The organism is Paenibacillus sp. FSL R5-0713 (assembly GCF_037973325.1).
Taxonomy (GTDB): Bacteria; Bacillota; Bacilli; order Paenibacillales; family Paenibacillaceae; genus Paenibacillus.
Genome location: NZ_CP150229.1, coordinates 5271102 through 5290237, shown reverse-complemented (window position 1 = coordinate 5290237; position 19136 = coordinate 5271102). Strand labels below are relative to the sequence as shown.

Genomic DNA, 19136 nt, shown 5'->3' with positions numbered 1-19136 from the left:
CTGATATCTGACCCCTCTTGTGAAAAATGACATTGTCACAGGAAAGTGTTAGAATGAATTTGGGTTTGCTTTACAGGTGGCCTATGTCTAATTACATGTAGAAAAGAGGTTGGTCTCATGAGTCTGGTGCCAATGGTTATAGAACAAACCAATCGAGGCGAGCGGTCTTACGATATATATTCACGTTTGCTGAAAGATCGCATTATCTTTCTAACCAGTGCGATTGATGACGATGTAGCCAATCTTGTCATAGCACAGCTTTTGTTTTTGGCAGCCGACGATCCTGAAAAGGATATCAGCTTGTACATTAACTCACCTGGTGGTTCTGTCACCGCAGGGATGGGTATATACGATACGATGCAATTTATCAAGCCGGATGTATCTACCATTTGCGTAGGGATGGCAGCAAGCATGGGCTCGTTATTGCTAACAGCCGGTGCACCTGGCAAGAGATATGCGCTGACGAACAGTGAAGTAATGATTCATCAGCCACTTGGCGGTATTCAAGGACAGGCTGCGGATATTAAGATACACGCAGAATGGATTATTAAAACACGTCAGAAACTGAATCAAATATACGTCGATCGTACGGGTCAACCTCTTGAGAAAATTGAGCGGGATACAGACCGTGACTTCTTCATGAGCGCTGAAGAAGCTAAGACGTACGGCATTATTGACCAGGTGCTCAGTAGACCGATCAATTCCTAAAGGGGTGGTTTCATGTTTAAATTTAACGATGAGAAAGGGCAACTGAAATGCTCTTTTTGCGGTAAATCTCAGGAGCAGGTACGTAAGCTGGTCGCTGGACCAGGCGTGTACATTTGTGATGAATGTATCGAACTTTGCACCGAAATCGTTGAGGAAGAACTCGGTCATGATGAAGAAATAGACCTCAAAGATATTCCAAAACCAAAAGAAATTCGTAATATTCTGGATCAATATGTTATTGGACAGGAACAAGCGAAAAAATCATTGTCTGTTGCTGTGTATAATCACTACAAACGGATCAACACCCAAAGCAAGATCGAAGACGTTGAATTGTCGAAGAGTAACATTTTGCTGTTAGGACCTACGGGTTCTGGTAAAACGTTGCTTGCACAAACGATGGCAAAAATTTTGAATGTACCTTTTGCGATTGCGGATGCTACGTCATTAACAGAAGCAGGTTATGTGGGTGAGGATGTAGAGAACATCCTGCTCAAACTGATCCAGGCTGCTGATTATGATGTGGAAAAAGCAGAGCGTGGCATTATTTATATCGATGAGATTGATAAAGTAGCGCGTAAATCCGAAAACCCATCCATCACTCGTGATGTCTCGGGCGAAGGTGTGCAACAGGCTCTCTTGAAAATTCTTGAAGGAACTGTGGCTTCTGTACCACCACAAGGTGGCCGCAAACATCCTCATCAAGAATTCATTCAGATCGATACAACGAACATTCTGTTCATCTGTGGCGGTGCCTTTGATGGTCTGGAGCAAATGATCAAACGCCGTATCGGTAAAAAAGTCATTGGCTTCAATACCGTTTCCGAGCAAAAAGATCTGAAACCAGGCGAATACCTGGGCATGGTATTGCCGGAAGATTTGCTGAAATTTGGTCTGATTCCGGAGTTTGTAGGCCGTCTGCCAGTCATCTCCACTTTGGAGCCGCTGGATGAAGATACGTTGGTACGGATTCTTTCCGAACCAAAAAATGCGCTTACCAAACAGTACCAAAAACTGCTTGAGCTGGATAATGTGAATCTGGTATTTGAACCAGCTGCATTGCTTGCGATTGCCAAAGAAGCAATTAAACGTAACACAGGTGCACGTGGATTACGTGCCATCATTGAAGGGATCATGCTTGAAATCATGTATGAAGTGCCTTCACGTGAAGATGTTACGAATTGTGTCATTACCGAAGAAGTGGTTGAGAAAAGAGTTGTGCCTGAACTAAGCCAATCGAAGGACGATAAGCAGGAAGAAAGCGCCTAATGAAGGCCTGAATCCCGTTGAACTCTGAAATATAGACTTGTCAGTTCTCCACTTTGGCAGAAGGCGAATTCATGTCTCTGTCAGGGTGGAGCTTTGACGTTGTGGGGAGAGAAATCACTCATGTATTTAAGACAGGATACACGTCCCGTGAAAGTGGGAAACGTAACGATCGGTGGCAGTAACGAAGTCATTATCCAAAGTATGTGTACAACCAAAACGGCAGATGTTGAAGCAACGGTTGCAGAGATTCTGCGACTGGAAGAAGCGGGCTGTCAAGTGGTACGTGTCACGGTGAATAACGAGGAAGCTGCCGCAGCCATCAAGGAAATTAAAAAACGCATTAATATACCGCTCGTAGCGGACATTCATTTTAACTATAAGCTGGCTTTGCTTGCGATTGAGAACGGTATTGATAAAGTACGGATTAATCCAGGTAACATCGGTAAACGTTCCAAAGTGGAAGAAGTCGTGAAAGCATGTAAAGAACGCGGTATTCCAATTCGGATCGGGGTAAATGCGGGGTCTCTGGAAAACCACCTTCTTGAGAAGTATGGGTATCCTACGGCTGATGCTATGGTAGAAAGTGCATTGTATCACATTGGTATTCTGGAAGAGCTTGATTTCCACGATATCATCGTGTCTCTCAAAGCATCGGATGTGCCGATGGCAATTGAGGCATATACCAAAGTAGCTCAGATCATTCCGTATCCGTTGCATCTCGGGATTACCGAAGCAGGTACACTGTTCTCCGGTACGATCAAAAGCTCTGCAGGTATGGGAGCCTTGTTGTCCATGGGTATTGGTTCTACGATGCGGATCTCACTGAGTGCGGACCCTGTAGAAGAAATCAAGGTTGCTCGTGATCTGCTCAAAACATTTGGACTGATTACGAATGCAGCTACTTTGATTTCCTGCCCAACATGTGGACGTTTGGATATCGACCTGTTCTCCATTGCCAACGAAGTGGAAGAGTATATCTCCAAACTTAAGGTGCCGATTAAAGTATCGGTGTTGGGATGTGCGGTTAATGGTCCAGGTGAGGCTAAAGAAGCGGATATCGGGATTGCCGGTGCTCGTGGAGAAGGTCTCTTGTTCCGTCATGGCAAGATGATCCGTAAAGTGCCTGAAGAAATCATGGTTGAGGAATTGAAAAAAGAGATCGACAAAATCGTCGAAGCTTACGAAGAGACAGGTGTTATTCCTGGTCGTTCGCACTGATTGATTCATATCCTGTCACAACAAAAGCTCGCCAGCAATGGCGAGCTTTTTATATTCTCGTCTACAAATTCCGCATTGCCCGTTTACGTCTCGTTGAAAAGGCTATACTACCAAGTATTAGCATGATCTCATATGAGAATAGGGACAGAAGGAGGATGTTGAGACATGGGTGATTTCGGAATGTTCATAATGTTGATTCAGTTATTTTTTGGAGTGGTGATTGGTTTGTATTTCTGGAACCTGCTGCGTGGCCAGAAAACCAACCGCAGTGCTGTTGAGCGTGAATCTCGCAAGGAACTGGAGAAACTGCGCAAGCTGCGCTCGATCTCACTCACCAAGCCGCTGTCGGAGAAGACGCGTCCAGCTACCATTAATGATATTGTTGGGCAAAAAGACGGGCTTCGTGCCCTTAAAGCTGCATTATGCAGTGCGAATCCGCAACATGTTATCATTTATGGCCCTCCCGGAGTCGGGAAGACAGCTGCCGCAAGGGTTGTGCTAGAAGAGGCGAAGAAGAATCCATCTTCCCCTTTCAAACCAGACGCGAAATTCACCGAGCTGGATGCAACAACAGCCCGTTTTGATGAGCGTGGTATTGCGGACCCCTTAATTGGTTCGGTTCATGATCCGATATATCAGGGAGCAGGAGCCATGGGCGTTGCAGGTATTCCCCAACCAAAACCGGGGGCTGTGACCAAAGCGCATGGGGGAATGCTTTTTATTGATGAAATTGGTGAATTGCATTCGATTCAGATGAATAAGCTGTTGAAAGTGTTGGAGGATCGCAAGGTGTTTTTGGAGAGTGCGTACTATAACTCTGAAGACACGCATACTCCTGCTTATATCCACGATATTTTTCAAAATGGCCTGCCGGCCGATTTCCGCCTTGTTGGAGCAACGACACGTTCCCCTCATGAACTGCCACCGGCCTTGCGTTCGCGCTGCATGGAAGTTTATTTCCGTCCTTTGTTGCCTGAAGAGATTGGACGAATTGCAGAAGATGCTGTCCAGAAAATAGGGTTCAGTCCGTGTCCGGAAGCCGTTGAGGTGGTCAAGCGATATGCAACCAACGGACGTGAAGCGGTCAATATCATCCAGCTGGCTGCTGGACTTGCGCTGACAGAGAAGCGTGAGACGCTTCAAGCTTCCGATGTAGAGTGGGTGGCTGGTAGCAGTCAGATTCAGCCACGGCCTGACCGAAAGGTCCCTTCACAGCCTCAGGTGGGGTTTGTTAACGGCTTGGCGGTATACGGACCGAATATGGGAACCATTTTGGAAATTGAAGTGTCTGCTGTTCCGGCTCTTAAAGATCAAGGCCGAATTAACATCACAGGCGTTGTGGATGAAGAAGAGATTGGAGGCGGTTCGCGTACACTCCGGCGGAAAAGTATGGCTAAAGGCTCGGTTGAAAATGTGTTAACCGTATTAAAAGCCATGGGTATTCGTCCGAATGATTACGATTTACACGTGAATTTCCCAGGTGGGACGCCTATTGATGGTCCATCAGCCGGAATTGCCATGGCGACTGCCATTACATCAGCCATTCAGGGACGTCCTGTGGATCATGAGACAGCGATGACTGGCGAGATCAGTATTCATGGTCGGGTCAAGCCAATTGGTGGCGTGCTGGCCAAGGTGGAGGCTGCTTTTCAGGCGGGAGCGAAGACGGTTATTATTCCCGCCGAGAACTGGCAGTCCATTTTCGAGAACTTGGATGGCTTGCGCGTTATTCCGGTAGATACGGTACAGGACGTATTCCGTGAAGTGTTCGCCTGGGTTCCGGAACAACAGCTGGAACAGACGAAGCTTGCAGAGGAGACAGTTACCCCTGCACCGGAGATTTTTCCACCGGCATCTGCTTCCTATTTGCGTGCTGACGTGCCTCGTCCAGGACAGGTTACAGATTCGGGAAGCTGCTAAACGCTTCCCTTCATTGGTTTTTTATGTGAACATTTGATAGAATAATGAATGACTACAACCTGAGAGCCATTGGAGGTGCGAAAGCGATGGGACCGAGCAAAGCGAAAGGTCGTCGTTTTCCTTTACTGCCTTTAAGAGGACTTCTCGTCTACCCGAGTATGGTACTGCATCTCGATGTGGGCCGGGAGAAATCGGTCAAGGCTTTAGAAAAAGCGATGGTAGAAGAACATCTGATTCTCCTATGTTCCCAAGCCGAAGTAAATATTGAAGAACCAACACAAGAAGACATTTTCAGAATCGGAACCGTGGCCAAGGTCAGACAGATGCTGAAGCTTCCGAATGGTACGATTCGTGTACTCGTGGAAGGCTTGGAACGGGCTGAAATTATTGAATATACGGACAACGAGGAATATTATGAAGTACTGGCAAAAGAGCTGCCTGAAGAGGAGAATACCCATCCGGAGACGGATGCCTTGATGCGTACCGTTCTGAACCAGTTCGAGAATTATATTAATCTGTCCAAAAAAGTGACACCAGAGACACTTGCTGCGGTGTCTGACATTGAAGAACCAGGGCGTTTGGCCGATGTCATCACGAGTCACCTGTCCTTGAAGATCAAGGATAAACAGGAAATTCTGGAGACCATCGACGTTCGGGAACGTCTGGAGAAATTGCTGGATATCCTGAACAATGAGCGCGAAGTGCTGGAGCTTGAACGCAAGATCAGCCAACGTGTGAAGAAACAGATGGAGAAAACGCAGAAGGAATATTATTTGCGTGAGCAGATGAAAGCAATCCAGAAAGAACTGGGTGAAAAAGAAGGCCGAGCGGGTGAGGTTGAGGAACTTCGCACGCAGATGGAAGAACTCGGCTTGCCGGACAAGGTGAAAGAAAAGGTTGAGAAAGAAATTGATCGACTGGAGAAAATGCCTGCAAGCTCAGCCGAGGGCGGAGTCATCCGCAACTATGTGGATTGGCTGCTTGGCCTTCCTTGGAGCCAGATGACAGCAGATGATCTGGATATCCAAAAAGCCGAGGATGTGCTCAATGCAGATCATTACGGATTGGAAAAGCCCAAAGAACGTGTGCTTGAATATCTGGCGGTCCAGAAGCTCGTCAAGAAGCTTAAAGGGCCAATTCTCTGCCTAGTTGGACCTCCAGGGGTCGGTAAAACATCACTTGCCCGTTCGATCGCGAGATCGCTGGGACGGGAGTTTGTCAGAATCTCTCTTGGCGGCGTGCGCGATGAAGCCGAGATTCGTGGACACCGACGCACCTATGTAGGAGCCATGCCTGGTCGTATCATTCAGGGAATGAAAACGGCCGGTTCACTTAATCCGGTATTCCTGCTCGACGAGATTGATAAGATGGCTTCAGATTTCCGCGGAGACCCTTCTGCAGCGTTACTTGAAGTCCTTGATCCGGAACAGAATAATACGTTTAGTGATCACTTTGTAGAATTGCCGTTTGACTTATCCAACGTTATGTTTGTAACAACTGCCAATACGGTACACAATATTCCGCGTCCATTGCTGGATCGGATGGAAATGCTCAACATCCCTGGTTACACGGAGCTGGAGAAGCTGCAAATTGCGAAAAACTATTTGTTGCCCAAACAGAAGCAGGACCATGGTCTGGAAGAAGGGCAACTGGAAATCCCGGATGACGCGTTGTTGCGTGTAATTCGTGAATATACACGGGAGTCAGGTGTACGTAATCTGGAACAGCAGATGGCTTCGTTGTGCCGGAAAGCTGCCAAGAATATCGTGTCTGGTGTGGAAGGTCAGATTAACATCACATCAGATGAGATCAAAGACTATCTTGGACCTGGCAAGTTCCGTTATGGCATGGCCGAACTGGAAGATCAGATTGGTACCGTAACGGGTCTGGCGTGGACTGAAGTTGGCGGAGATACCCTTGTCATTGAGGTGACTGTTGTGCCTGGAACGGGTAAATTGACTCTTACAGGTAAACTGGGGGATGTCATGAAGGAATCGGCACAAGCCGCATTCAGTTACACACGTTCCAAAGCTACGCAGCTTGGGATCGCGCCTGATTTCCATGAGAAGAACGATATTCATATCCACGTTCCGGAAGGAGCGATTCCGAAGGATGGTCCATCTGCCGGGATTACGATGGCAACAGCGTTAATCTCAGCTCTGACGAACAAACATGTATCCAAGGATATCGCCATGACTGGTGAAATAACATTGCGTGGACGTGTGTTGCCAATTGGTGGTTTGAAAGAGAAATCACTGGCAGCCCATCGTGCAGGTTATAAAAAAATATTATTGCCTAAGGATAACGAACGGGATCTGCGTGACATTCCAGACAGCATCAAGGAAGATGTGGAGTTTGTCCCGGTCGCCCATATGGATCAGGTATTGCAGCATGCGCTTGTTGAGCAGGCAGGAATCCACCTGTAATCCACGTATCCGAAAGGTTCGTATGAAGAGTAGACCGTTCTGCGGAGGCTTCGGCGTCCGCTGGAACGGTTTTTTTGGTATGATAGAACAATCCATGGCATAATAACTTCAACAGGTTATGCATAGCAAAGGCGTTCAAGAGAGGAAAGATACAATATGAAAGTAAATCAATCTGAATTTATTATCAGTGCCGTTCGGCCTGAACAATACCCAGAGGACGGTCTGCCAGAGATTGCGTTGGCGGGTCGATCCAATGTGGGGAAATCTTCCCTGATCAACCGTTTGATCAATCGTAAAAATCTGGCTCGGACGAGTGCGACACCAGGTAAAACACAGCAGCTGAACTATTATAAAATTAATCAGGATCTCTACTTCGTCGATTTCCCGGGATATGGTTACGCCAAGGTTTCCAAAGAGCAGCGCTTTGCCTGGGGTAAAATGATGGAGAAATACCTGCTCGGACGCGAGGAATTGAAACTGGTTATGCAGATGGTGGATATGAGACATGAGCCATCCAAGGAAGATAAGATGATGAATGAATGGCTTCGTCACAATGGATTGCCTTTGGTTGTCGTAGCAACCAAGATGGACAAGATTCCCAAAACACGTAGAGCCAAACATATCAAAGTTATTAAGGAATCACTGGGTCTTCGTTCAGGGGATTTGTTTGTGCCGTTTTCATCCGAAGAGGGATTGGGGAAAGAGGAGTTATGGGACATCATTACCCGCCATGCCCGCATAGATAAGTATGCACCAGTTCTGGATGCAGAGGGTACTGCTGAAGAGGAAGAAAACAACGAAATTAACGGATAACCGAGATAGTATACAGTTTTAGTGTGGGAAAGTGAGCATGTTAAGTGAATCTTGGATGAGATCAAGATTAATCCGGTTATTTATGGGATTTCGTGAGAATTCATCATCTGGGTCTGGAGAAATATAGCGTTAAGGTAGTGTATAATGAGCATAGGTGCATGTTGCCAACAGTACCCAAAACACCGGCTTCGCCGGCCTGAAGAATTTTGAGATTACTGCTACAGTGCAGGAAGGCAAAACAATCGGGAAAGAATTGAGGAGATTTGTATGGCTCAGCGGTTAGCCACAGAGTATGTTAAGGCCACTATGAAATTGTCAGAACCCCAGATGCATCAGTTTTTGCGCATGACGGAAGACGGCCGACTCCATCATCGGGTTAAGGTGTTGGACAATGGATGTCAGGAGGTTGTGTTGGGGGATGTAAGTGGAGAAGAGGTTCATTTCCCTTTTGACCGCATAGAAGGATTTTATATCTGTGAGTTATCTTGCCGCCTGGTGAATCTGCATCTGACCAATGTTGTCCGGAAGCTCTTTATGACTTTTAAGGGTGACGGGGTCGTTCATCGAATCTATAAAGGGTTCACCATGACGTATGTTTATGCTCAAGGCACTGTCCGTAAAATTGTGGAGAAAACCGGGGAGAATACCCGAGTGATCTATGAATACAAAAATACGTTGCTCGAATTGCAACATCTGTTCCTGGCCAGACATGTAGAACGCGAAATCAACCGTGTGTATGCCGAGATTGATTCACTGCTGGACACTAGAAAAGATGCGACTGCTGATCAGCTTCATCAGATTGATGAGACTCTTGTTCGTTATCAAAAACGGTTGTTTGAGCTTGAAGCTTATTAACCTGAAAGTGTATGTCTATACACGTATAAAAATGTAATGAATTCCCTTGTATCTTCCGGGTCTTGGCACTTGCCAATGCGGAGGTTTCAGGGGGATTTTTTGTTGTAGGGTCAAATCATCCGGAAGTGAAAATATTTATTTTACAATCTTCTGGAAAAGGGTTGATTTCACTCGGATTCAATGTTATTTTTAATCTCGTTGAAAACAATATAGGAACCAGGATTCACTCAGGACATTATATGTTGCGAGAGATTTTTCCCTCGGGAAGTGAATGACGTAGGTCCTAGCGGATGAAATTTTTCAAACATTTTATTCCTAGGAAGGGGGAACCGAAGGGTGGAATATTCAACTTTCGGAAGACACGTTGCTGTTGATACTTGGGGTGTCGACTTTAATCTACTGAACAATGCGGAGTACTTGCAAGCTCAAATGGTTGAAGCAGCGGAGGCATGTGGTGCGACAGTAATGTCCGTGCAGTCCAAGCAGTTTGACCCACAGGGAGCGACCGTTCTTGTACTCTTGTCGGAGAGTCACCTCTCCATTCATACGTATCCTGAGAGAGGTTTTGCAGCAATTGATTGTTACACTTGCGGGGATACCGTTGACCCACAGTTGGCCATTGACTACCTGGTATCCGTATTAAAACCTGAAAAAACGTATGCAAAGAAGCTGGTACGTGGATTGGGCGAATTGCAAGTTGAAACACCAGAGATGAACAAACATTCAGAATGGGTTTAAATAAATAGTATATTGCATACACAATGTTCACATATCGGGATGGACGCATAACCTCCCAAACTTTAATAGCCATGGAATCATTCCATGGCTATTTGTTTTAAATGTCCATATCATTATGAATATTCATAATCGACACTTTTTAACGCATAACGGGGAACTTTGGTGAGACACTACAATAAATGACAGTGCATATGATGATGAACATGGGGATTTCATAAACATTTCATAAAAATGACCCGGTCACGGCTATGATGTGTGATATAATTAACCATGTCAATCATAAATGGATAGACATATGCAGTAAGCACTTTGATTGGAAATTTATTAGGCAGGTGAACTTGCAATGCACATCGTTGTCGTTGGTTTGAATTATCGCACGGCGCCTGTAGAGGTTAGGGAACGATTCACATTTGCAGAAAAGGACTTGTCTGAAGCGCTGCAGCAGCTCAAGCTGACCAAGAGTGTATTGGAAGGTGTAATCGTAGCCACATGTAACCGTACCGAGTTGTATGTTGTGGTGGACCGTCTTCACATGTGTGGTTATTTTATTCGAACATTCATGGAACAATGGTTTAATGTACCACGGGAAGAATTTACGCAACACTTATATATATATGAAGATGACCAAGCCATGCGCCATTTGTTCCGTGTGATCTGCGGACTTGATTCCATGGTCATTGGTGAGACTCAGATACTTGGACAGGTGAAACAGGCTTTTCTTAAAGCGCAGGAAGAGAAATCAACAGGTACCTGGTTTAATATGCTGTTCAAACAGGCAGTTACACTGGGCAAACGGGCCCATTCGGAGACCTCCATCGGGGAGAGCGCCGTATCTGTCAGTTATGCTGCTGTTGAGCTTGGTAAGAGGATCTTTGGCATGTTCACAGATAAGAAGGTGCTCATATTGGGTGCCGGCAAGATGAGTGAACTAACCGTGAAACATCTCTATGCCAACGGGGCATCCGAAGTCATCGTGGCAAATCGTACGCTCGCAAGAGCCGAAGAGTTGGCAGCCAAGTTCCGGGGCACACCTTGTACGATGGAACAAGCATTAGATCGTCTTAATGAAGTGGACATTGTGATTAGTTCTACTGGAGCTGAACGTTATGTCATGGATGCGGCAGTGGTACGGGAGAGCATGAAGCGTCGTCAATCCCGTCCATTGTTCCTGATTGATATTGCGGTTCCACGGGATATTGATCCGGCGATTGCTGAGTTATCCAACGTATATCTCTATGACATTGATGATCTGGAAGGAATCGTGGAGAGCAACCTGGAGATGCGTAAGGTGGAAGCTGCCAAGATTGAGAGAATGATTGAGCTTGAGATGGAAGATTATTACCATTGGCTCAAAACGTTGGGTGTTCGTCCCGTTATTCGCGCTTTGCAGGAAAAAGGTGTCTCCATTCATGAAGAAACGATGGATAGCCTGTTTAATAAACTGCCTGAGCTTGATGAACATCAGCGTAAAGTCATTCGTCGTTTGACCAAGAGTATTGTGAATCAAATGACGACAGATCCGATTAATCGGATTAAGGAAATGGCAGGAACGAAGCAAGGTGATGAAGCTCTGCGCATGTTTACTCAGATTTTCGCTTTGGAAAATGCAGTGGAGATGGCCGCTGAAAAAGTGAGTCAGAGTGACGCCACAGCTCTGGCTAAACCAGCCGCTCACCTTAACGAAAACCGGCAAGACCCCGTGCCGGCTTATGCTCCGGCAGGCGTATAAGGCGGGTGGGCAGCTTGACCGTTGCTGAACAAGTCTATGAAGCTTTAATCTATATGTATGCCCTGAGCCTACTGTTCTATTTCTCGGACTGCATTCGACGCAATGCGGGGGCGAAGCGGACAGGCACAGGGTTTCTTGTCGTTGTTTGGGGACTTCAGGTCACACATGTCATTTTGCGCATGTGGACTGAAGGACATTTTCCAATCTACACCACCTTTGATTTTTTGTTTATATTTTCATTCAGTATTGTGCTGATGTCTCTTGTCATGACTCGTATCCAGCGTTCTGAATTTGTGATTTTATTGCTGAATGTTGTAGGTTTTTCCGTTACGGTATTAAACCGCCTGTGGTTTACGGCCGGAGAGATATCCCTGCATAACTGGCAAACAGTACATGGATTACTCATCATGCATATCACCTTGGCGAATCTTGGTTTTGCGGCGTTAACCGTTGCTACGGTATTTGCCTTGTTATATCTTTTCTTGCACCATAAGTTGAAGAAAAAAAAGTGGAATGATACGATGCGCCGGCTGCCAAGCCTGGAAGTGATCGGTAAGTACATGGATGGTGCTACATTGATAGGAACGCCGCTCCTTGGTGTTTCTGTAATGCTTGCCGTATTATCCATTGTGGCGGAAAGACGATGGATCTTGCTACTGGACCTCAAAGTAATTGCTACAGGTCTTGCTATAGCCATCTACGTAGGTTACTTCGTATTCAAGAGAAGAAAACAGTTCTCTACGATCATCATGGCAAGATGGACACTGATTGGATACGGATTGGTCATTGTGAGCTTTTTATCCAATGCGTATTCAGCGTTTCATCGTTGGACGGGAGAGTGAGGGAAATGGAGCGTTACACGCCAATATTTGTGAATACTTCAGGCAAGAAGTGCTGTGTAGTTGGTGGTGGACGTGTTGCCGAACGTAAAATTAAGGGATTGCTGCATGCCGAGGCTCAGATTACGGTCATTAGTCCGGAGCTTACTCCCTTATTAAAACAACTGCATCATGAATCCCGAATTCAATGGATAGACCGGTCCTACCGCAATGGAGATTTGCGGGGGGCCTTTCTCGTATATGCAGCGACTGACCGATCAGAGGTCAATTCAACTGTGGTTCGGGATGCTGGGAATGCGGGCATATTGGTGAATGACGCGATGTCTTCGGAGCACAGCAGCTTTATTACGCCAAGCGTAGTCAGACGTGGAAGATTAAGCATAGCGATATCCACAGCAGGGGCGGGGCCGGCAGCAGCTGCTGAGATACGAGCCACACTCGAACGACAGTTCGGTGATGAGTATGAGACGTATCTTGAGTTTTTGCACCAGATGAGGACCGAGGTGAAGGCACGCGTATCTTCTGCTAGTCTTAGAAGTACGTTGCTTCGGCAGTTAACTGAGATGAACATACTAGAAGATATTCGTACAGGCCATTTCCGGTGGTGGACCGAAGAAGAAATCGGGGACTGGATATCCCGTAATCAGGAGGAAGTATAGATATGCGTACAATTAAAGTTGGAAGTAGACAGAGCGCGCTTGCGCTAACCCAGACAGGTCATGTCATTCAGGATTTACGCGACATTTGTGAGCGGGAAGGATTAGCTTTTGACTTTGAAGTACATAAGATTGTTACAAAGGGAGATCTCATTCTGGATGTAACGCTGTCAAAAGTGGGAGGCAAAGGATTGTTTGTCAAAGAAATTGAACAGGCGATGCTTGATCGTACCATTGATATGGCTGTGCATAGCATGAAGGATATGCCCTCCGAGTTACCCGAAGGATTAATTAATGGCGCTGTTCCCCGTCGTGCAGATCCACGGGATGCGCTGATTTCCAATGGTGGACTTACGCTGGATCAATTGCCAGAAGGCGCAAGAGTTGGGACAAGCAGTCTGCGCCGATCCAGTCAATTAAAAGCCTATCGTCCAGATTTGCAATTGGAATCGCTTCGCGGCAATATCGATTCCCGTCTGCGGAAGCTGGAGACTGAAGGCCTTGATGCGATTATTCTGGCTGCTGCTGGGTTGTACCGAATGGGCTGGGAAGACCGGATTACCGAGTACTTGACCGAAACAGCTTGCCTTCCGGCTGTGGGCCAGGGGGCGCTTGGTATCGAATGCCGTGAAGACGATGAGGAATTGTTGCACTTGTTGCAGCTGTATAATGATCCCGAGACAGCATTTCCTGTACAGGCGGAACGCCGTTTTCTCAGTGTATTGAATGGGGGCTGTCAGGTCCCGATTGGTGCTCATGCGGTGTGGCTGCCTCAGCAAGATGCAGATTCCCTGAATGGCAAAAACACGTTACAATTAACAGGTATGGTCGGTACACCGGATGGTGGACTGATTCTTAAGGAAGCTCTGACTGGCAAAGACCCGGTTCGTCTGGGAGAAGAAGTGGCTTGGAGATTGATCGAACGGGGAGCAGAGCAGATACTGGCAGAAGTTAGGGGATGAAGACATGGTGGGGAAGGTCTTTTTGGTAGGAGCAGGTCCTGGGGATGCAAAGCTAATTACGGTAAAAGGGTGGGAATCCATCGGTAAAGCCGATGCTGTAGTCTATGATCGTTTGGCAAGTCCGAGATTGTTGAAACAAATGAAACCTGGCGCGGTCAAGATTTACGTGGGCAAGCGCCCGGATCGGCATACGATGAAACAGGAAGAGATCAATCAACTGTTGGTTGATCTGGCTCTGGAAGGCAAGGTTGTGGTACGGCTTAAAGGTGGCGATCCGACGATCTTTGGACGCGTGGGCGAGGAGGCGGATTTGCTGCACAAAAACGGCATTCCATTTGAGATTGTGCCTGGGGTAACAGCTGCGATAAGTGTGCCAGCGTATGCCGGAATTCCCGTGACACACCGTGACTATGCGTCCTCTATCTCCATCATTACGGGGCATGAAAGTCCGGACAAGCTCGATCGCAGCATCCATTGGGATAAAGTGACGAATGCGACGGGTACACTTGTATTTATGATGGGTGTTGCCAAAATTGGCTATATCAGCGAACAGTTGATTCGTCATGGTCGTCCAGCACAAACACCAGTAGCACTGATTCGTTGGGGAACACGAGCGGAACAGGATACCATTACAGGTACCCTTGAAGATATAGAAGCAAAAGTGATCGCAGCCAATTTCCAACCGCCTGCTGTTATTGTGGTAGGGGATGTCGTGAATCAACGGGAACAGTTGAAATGGGCAGAGGCGCTGCCGCTGTTTGGCAAACGAATTCTGGTGACCCGTGCTCGCAGTCAGGCGAGTGAACTCGTGAATCGCATTGAGGAACTCGGCGGCGAACCGTATGAGTTTCCGGTCATTGAGACGGTCATGCCTTCCAGTGAATCTGCGCAGCAAAGTGTCAAAGACGCGTTCAGTGCTTTAAATACCTATGACTGGGTATTTTTCACAAGTGTGAACGGCGTGGAGTTCTTTTTCCGCCATCTGGAACAGGAAGGCAAGGATATTCGCTCGATTCATCAGGCAAGAATTGCTGCCGTAGGACCATCCACAGCAGACGCTTTGCGCAAACATGGCATCGTTGCAGAGGTCGTCAAAGGTCCTTTCCAGGCCGAAGGCATGCTTGAGACTTTTGAAAGTGAACTGAAGGAAGGCCAGAAAGTCCTGCTTCCGCACGGTGATCTGGCTCGTACGTGGTTACGTGACCAGCTGCGAGAACGAGGACTTCAAGTCACCGAAGCCATCATCTATGATACGATCCTCGCTGGTGAAGATGATGATGAACTGCTCAAGCTGCTTGAAGAAGGCGGTATACATGCGGTGACCTTCACAAGTTCATCGACGGTTACCAACTTCATGAGTATGTTGAAACGGATGGGATTGCAAGATCCGCTGCCTTTGTTAAAAGATGTGGAGGTTGCATGTATCGGACCGGTTACAGCGAAGACTGCAGAGGCCGCTGGACTGCGTGTTACGCTCATGGCAGAGGAAGCGACGATGGATAGCTTGATCACAGTTCTATGTGACTGGAAACGGACAAGCGCCAAGGAAGGCGTTCTTCGGAATTAATACACAAGTAATATGTTGACATACGAAGCGTGCTGAATTCGATAGGATACCAGCGCGCTTCCCTTTTTGCTCTATTACACTTTCAGGGAGGTTTACACGTATGAGTTTTCCAATTGTACGGCATCGCCGTTTACGCCAATCCACAGGTATTCGCAATATGGTCAGAGAGACCCATCTAACCGTGGATGATTTTATTCAACCGATCTATGTAACGTATGGAGAAAATGTTAAATCCGAAATCAAATCCATGCCTGGGGTATTCCGTTTCTCGCTGGATCGTCTTCAGGAAGAAGTAACAGAAATTGCCGAGTTGGGAATTCCAGCCGTGTTATTGTTCGGTATTCCTGAGACGAAGGACAGTGTGGGTTCATCTGGCTTCGCTGAAGATGGCATTGTGCAGGAAGCGACGAGATTGATCAAATCGTGGTACCCAGAGCTGCTGGTTGTTGCAGATACTTGTCTGTGTGAATTCACAGATCACGGTCACTGCGGTATGGTACACACCGTGGAGATTGACGGTCACATCTGCGGAGATGTGTTAAATGACGAATCACTTGATCTGCTCGTGCAAACGGCAGTGTCCCAAGCCAAAGCAGGAGCGGACATTATTGCACCATCCAACATGATGGATGGATTTGTACAAGCGATCCGTGCCGGGCTGGATGAGAATGGATTCAGTCACATTCCGATCATGTCCTACTCTGTAAAATATGCTTCTGCATTCTATGGCCCATTCCGCGAGGCAGCAGATTCAACGCCACAATTCGGGGACCGCAAGTCGTATCAGATGGACCCGGCCAACGCACGAGAAGCTCTGCGTGAAGCCGAAACGGATGTGCTGGAAGGAGCGGACATGTTGATGGTAAAACCATCCCTTTCCTATCTGGATGTTATGCGCACCATCAAGGATCAATTTGATCTTCCGCTTGTTGCCTATAATGTAAGTGGCGAGTATGCCATGGTTAAGGCGGCGGCGATTCAAGGCTGGATCGATGAGAAAAAAGTAGCCATGGAAATCCTGCTCAGTATGAAACGCGCGGGTGCAGATATGATCATTACCTACTACGGAAAAGACGCTTCTCGCTGGTTGGCTGAGAAATAAAATAATCGACATTGGGGAGGATACACATGACTGTACAACAAGGTAATCGTCGTAATGATGAGCGCTCACGTAGCGCGTTTGAGGAAGCGAAGCAGTACATACCCGGGGGGGTGAACAGCCCTGTACGCGCATTCAAATCGGTGGGACTTACGCCAATCTATGCGGAGCGCGGCGAAGGGTCCAAAATCTACGATATTGATGGCAATGTTTTTATTGACTATGTAGGATCGTGGGGTCCACTCATCATGGGACATGCACACCCTGACGTTGTAGAAGCTTTGCGTGAGACAGCCCTTAAAGGAACAAGCTTTGGTGCACCTACCTTGCTGGAGACCGAGATGGCGAAACTGGTCTGTGAGCGTGTACCTTCCATCGATATTGTGCGGATGGTTAATTCCGGTACAGAAGCAACCATGAGTGCCATTCGACTGGCACGCGGGGTAACCGGACGCAGTAAAATTCTGAAGTTTGAAGGATCTTATCATGGACATGCAGACAGTTTGCTGATCAAGGCTGGCTCAGGTGTTGCAACATTGGGTCTGCCAGATAGTCCAGGTGTGCCTGAAGGCGTAGCTGTGAATACCATTACGGTACCTTATAACGATCTGGAGTCTGTGACACTTGCTTTTGAACGTTATGGTGAAGAACTTGCCGCTGTTATTGTGGAACCTGTGGCAGGTAACATGGGGGTTGTACCTCCGGCTTCCGGCTTCCTGGAAGGCTTGCGCAGTTTGACGACGCAATATGGCAGCCTGCTTATTTTTGACGAAGTCATGACCGGTTTCCGCGTAGGGTTGAACTGTGCCCAGGGACGATATGGGGTTACACCCGACCTGACTTGTCTGGGGAAAGTTATCGGTGGCGGACTCCCGGTTGGTGCTTATGGTGGTCGCCGGGATCTGATGGAACAGATTGCTCCTACGGGACCGATCTATCAAGCAGGTACACTAAGCGGGAATCCGCTGGCTATGGCAGCAGGATATACCACGCTCAAATTGTTAACACCAGAGGTCTATGACCGTCTGGAGACACTGTCTGCACGTCTGCAAGCCGGATTCGAGAAAAATGCATCTGAGGCGGGTGTCGCGATAACCATTAACCGTGTGGGTTCCATGGTTTGTCCATTCTTCAGTGCCGTTCCGGTAACTAATTATGATATTGCCAAAGAAAGCAATCTGGATCAATTCCGTCGTTATTTTGCGGCCATGATTGATCAAGGTGTGAGTGTTGCGCCTTCGCAATACGAAGGCATGTTTGTCTCTGGTGTGCACACGGAGCAAGATATTGACGATACGATCGAGGCGAATCGTAAAGCTCTTCAATCGCTATGACGATCAAAAGTTGGAAACGCCGTGGGGAATGGCTTGAGCTGATGCCAGGAAAAACCGTAACCGGCAGCTCGGACAAACAGATGGCTGCAGAGCAATGGCTATTGTCTGAACTTCAGTTTCCGGAGAAACTGCTACGTCAGCTTAAAGCAAACCGAGGAATACAACTCGCAGGGGACCGGCTTCGGCTGGCCCTTTTTGCGTCCCAGCCAATCGATGTCGAACCACGCTGGGCTGAGGCGGAGGTCTTGTTTGAGGATGATTTCTGTTTGGTTATGCACAAACCGGCAGGCATGAAACTGCATCCGGATGGAAGCCGCGCTGATCAGGCCATCACGCTGGATCATGTGGTTGCCTCCTATTATGAGATGAACGGAATACAGGCAAGTGTACGCCATGTTCATCGACTGGATGAGGATACAACCGGACCTGTCCTGTATGCCAAAAATGCTTTTGCTCTCGCCAAACTGGATGAAGCGATGCGCCGCAAAGAGATTGGTCGCCATTATGTAGCCATGGCAGGGGGACAACTATCCCGCGAACTGCACAAAATTGATGCTCCCATTGGCAAGGACAGACATCACAAACAGCGCAGACGTGTCTCTGAAGGTGGTCAAGAAGCTGTTACGCATGTGGAGATCGTCGAAGTGTGGGAACGGGCAACTCTTGTACGATTGAAGCTGGACACAGGACGCACACACCAAATTCGTGTACATCTGAGTTATGCGGGACATCCGCTCATCGGTGATGAGTTGTATGGAGGAAGAGCGGATGCCATTGATAGGCAGGCGCTTCACGGAGAAGTGTTGAAGTTTAACCACCCGTTAACTGGAGCCATGATTGAAGTAAATGACCCTTGGCCGTCCGATTTTACACAACTGGCAGAGCGCGAAAAGATGTATTAATACTATTTATGTCGCCTAAAAGCTTTCTGAAAGAAAGCTGCTTCGGAAGCATAATTTATCCCCGGATTTTCCCTTTGAAGAAGGGAATCAAAAAAATCTGGGGA

General features: G+C 47.4%; 16 protein-coding genes. All 16 read left to right on the top strand.

Annotated features, from left to right (window positions below):
• The first annotated feature begins 117 nt into the window (after window positions 1-117).
• The 16 genes from clpP (at window position 118) to MKZ12_RS23515 (ending at window position 19032) form a co-directional block, all read left to right on the top strand.
• Window positions 118-708, top strand: a complete 591-nt coding sequence (gene clpP, locus MKZ12_RS23590; RefSeq protein ID WP_036605886.1) for an ATP-dependent Clp endopeptidase proteolytic subunit ClpP — start codon at window positions 118-120, stop codon at window positions 706-708.
• A 12-nt stretch (window positions 709-720) separates the two neighbouring features.
• A complete protein-coding gene (clpX, locus tag MKZ12_RS23585) occupies window positions 721-1974 on the top strand; it encodes an ATP-dependent protease ATP-binding subunit ClpX (RefSeq protein WP_253440333.1) in 1254 nt (417 codons plus the stop codon).
• A 120-nt stretch (window positions 1975-2094) separates the two neighbouring features.
• Window positions 2095-3192 carry a flavodoxin-dependent (E)-4-hydroxy-3-methylbut-2-enyl-diphosphate synthase gene (ispG, locus tag MKZ12_RS23580; protein ID WP_339257047.1) on the top strand — a complete coding sequence of 366 codons (1098 nt, stop codon included), beginning with the start codon at window positions 2095-2097 and terminating at the stop codon, window positions 3190-3192.
• Between the two features lie 165 nt (window positions 3193-3357).
• Window positions 3358-5112: an ATP-dependent protease LonB gene (gene lonB / locus MKZ12_RS23575; RefSeq protein WP_339237116.1), complete on the top strand. Its 1755-nt coding sequence runs from the start codon at window positions 3358-3360 to the stop codon at window positions 5110-5112.
• 86 nt (window positions 5113-5198) lie between these two features.
• Window positions 5199-7538 carry an endopeptidase La gene (gene lon, locus MKZ12_RS23570; RefSeq protein ID WP_339237113.1) on the top strand — a complete coding sequence of 780 codons (2340 nt, stop codon included), beginning with the start codon at window positions 5199-5201 and terminating at the stop codon, window positions 7536-7538.
• Window positions 7539-7694: 156 nt separating this feature from the next.
• Entirely contained in the window at window positions 7695-8351 is a 657-nt protein-coding gene (yihA, locus tag MKZ12_RS23565) for a ribosome biogenesis GTP-binding protein YihA/YsxC (protein ID WP_339237111.1), read from the top strand.
• A gap of 267 nt (window positions 8352-8618) precedes the next feature.
• Complete coding sequence (locus MKZ12_RS23560) at window positions 8619-9206, top strand: non-ribosomal peptide synthetase module (protein ID WP_339257045.1); 588 nt, start codon at window positions 8619-8621, stop codon at window positions 9204-9206.
• A 336-nt stretch (window positions 9207-9542) separates the two neighbouring features.
• Window positions 9543-9944 carry an adenosylmethionine decarboxylase gene (speD, locus tag MKZ12_RS23555; protein ID WP_339237107.1) on the top strand — a complete coding sequence of 134 codons (402 nt, stop codon included), beginning with the start codon at window positions 9543-9545 and terminating at the stop codon, window positions 9942-9944.
• Window positions 9945-10287: 343 nt separating this feature from the next.
• Complete coding sequence (gene hemA / locus MKZ12_RS23550) at window positions 10288-11673, top strand: glutamyl-tRNA reductase (RefSeq protein ID WP_339237104.1); 1386 nt, start codon at window positions 10288-10290, stop codon at window positions 11671-11673.
• Window positions 11674-11726: 53 nt separating this feature from the next.
• On the top strand, window positions 11727-12515 hold the full coding sequence (ccsA, locus tag MKZ12_RS23545; protein ID WP_339243188.1) for a cytochrome c biogenesis protein CcsA: 789 nt from the start codon (window positions 11727-11729) through the stop codon (window positions 12513-12515).
• Between the two features lie 5 nt (window positions 12516-12520).
• Window positions 12521-13171 (top strand): bifunctional precorrin-2 dehydrogenase/sirohydrochlorin ferrochelatase, encoded by a 651-nt coding sequence (locus MKZ12_RS23540; RefSeq protein WP_339237102.1) that lies wholly within the window; start codon window positions 12521-12523, stop codon window positions 13169-13171.
• Window positions 13172-13173: 2 nt separating this feature from the next.
• A complete protein-coding gene (hemC, locus tag MKZ12_RS23535; protein ID WP_339237100.1) occupies window positions 13174-14130 on the top strand; it encodes a hydroxymethylbilane synthase in 957 nt (318 codons plus the stop codon).
• A 4-nt stretch (window positions 14131-14134) separates the two neighbouring features.
• On the top strand, window positions 14135-15697 hold the full coding sequence (gene cobA / locus MKZ12_RS23530; RefSeq protein WP_339237099.1) for a uroporphyrinogen-III C-methyltransferase: 1563 nt from the start codon (window positions 14135-14137) through the stop codon (window positions 15695-15697).
• 100 nt (window positions 15698-15797) lie between these two features.
• Complete coding sequence (hemB, locus tag MKZ12_RS23525; RefSeq protein WP_017692601.1) at window positions 15798-16799, top strand: porphobilinogen synthase; 1002 nt, start codon at window positions 15798-15800, stop codon at window positions 16797-16799.
• A gap of 26 nt (window positions 16800-16825) precedes the next feature.
• Window positions 16826-18130, top strand: a complete 1305-nt coding sequence (gene hemL, locus MKZ12_RS23520; RefSeq protein ID WP_339237097.1) for a glutamate-1-semialdehyde 2,1-aminomutase — start codon at window positions 16826-16828, stop codon at window positions 18128-18130.
• Window positions 18127-19032, top strand: a complete 906-nt coding sequence (locus MKZ12_RS23515; RefSeq protein WP_339257043.1) for an RluA family pseudouridine synthase — start codon at window positions 18127-18129, stop codon at window positions 19030-19032. The genes hemL and MKZ12_RS23515 overlap by 4 nt, the downstream gene beginning before the upstream one ends.
• The last annotated feature ends 104 nt before the right edge of the window (window positions 19033-19136 follow it).

Excerpts from the sequence above, each read along its gene's own strand:
- lon (WP_339237113.1), top strand. The coding sequence starts at position 5,199 with ATGGGACCGAGCAAAGCGAAAGGTCGTCGTTTTCCTTTACTGCCTTTA.
- MKZ12_RS23515 (WP_339257043.1), top strand. The coding sequence starts at position 18,127 with ATGACGATCAAAAGTTGGAAACGCCGTGGGGAATGGCTTGAGCTGATG.
- hemB (WP_017692601.1), top strand. The coding sequence starts at position 15,798 with ATGAGTTTTCCAATTGTACGGCATCGCCGTTTACGCCAATCCACAGGT.
- hemA (WP_339237104.1), top strand. The coding sequence starts at position 10,288 with ATGCACATCGTTGTCGTTGGTTTGAATTATCGCACGGCGCCTGTAGAG.
- yihA (WP_339237111.1), top strand. The coding sequence starts at position 7,695 with ATGAAAGTAAATCAATCTGAATTTATTATCAGTGCCGTTCGGCCTGAA.
- MKZ12_RS23560 (WP_339257045.1), top strand. The coding sequence starts at position 8,619 with ATGGCTCAGCGGTTAGCCACAGAGTATGTTAAGGCCACTATGAAATTG.
- clpX (WP_253440333.1), top strand. The coding sequence starts at position 721 with ATGTTTAAATTTAACGATGAGAAAGGGCAACTGAAATGCTCTTTTTGC.
- hemL (WP_339237097.1), top strand. The coding sequence starts at position 16,826 with ATGACTGTACAACAAGGTAATCGTCGTAATGATGAGCGCTCACGTAGC.
- MKZ12_RS23540 (WP_339237102.1), top strand. The coding sequence starts at position 12,521 with ATGGAGCGTTACACGCCAATATTTGTGAATACTTCAGGCAAGAAGTGC.
- hemC (WP_339237100.1), top strand. The coding sequence starts at position 13,174 with ATGCGTACAATTAAAGTTGGAAGTAGACAGAGCGCGCTTGCGCTAACC.
- ispG (WP_339257047.1), top strand. The coding sequence starts at position 2,095 with ATGTATTTAAGACAGGATACACGTCCCGTGAAAGTGGGAAACGTAACG.
- cobA (WP_339237099.1), top strand. The coding sequence starts at position 14,135 with ATGGTGGGGAAGGTCTTTTTGGTAGGAGCAGGTCCTGGGGATGCAAAG.
- lonB (WP_339237116.1), top strand. The coding sequence starts at position 3,358 with ATGGGTGATTTCGGAATGTTCATAATGTTGATTCAGTTATTTTTTGGA.
- ccsA (WP_339243188.1), top strand. The coding sequence starts at position 11,727 with ATGTATGCCCTGAGCCTACTGTTCTATTTCTCGGACTGCATTCGACGC.
- clpP (WP_036605886.1), top strand. The coding sequence starts at position 118 with ATGAGTCTGGTGCCAATGGTTATAGAACAAACCAATCGAGGCGAGCGG.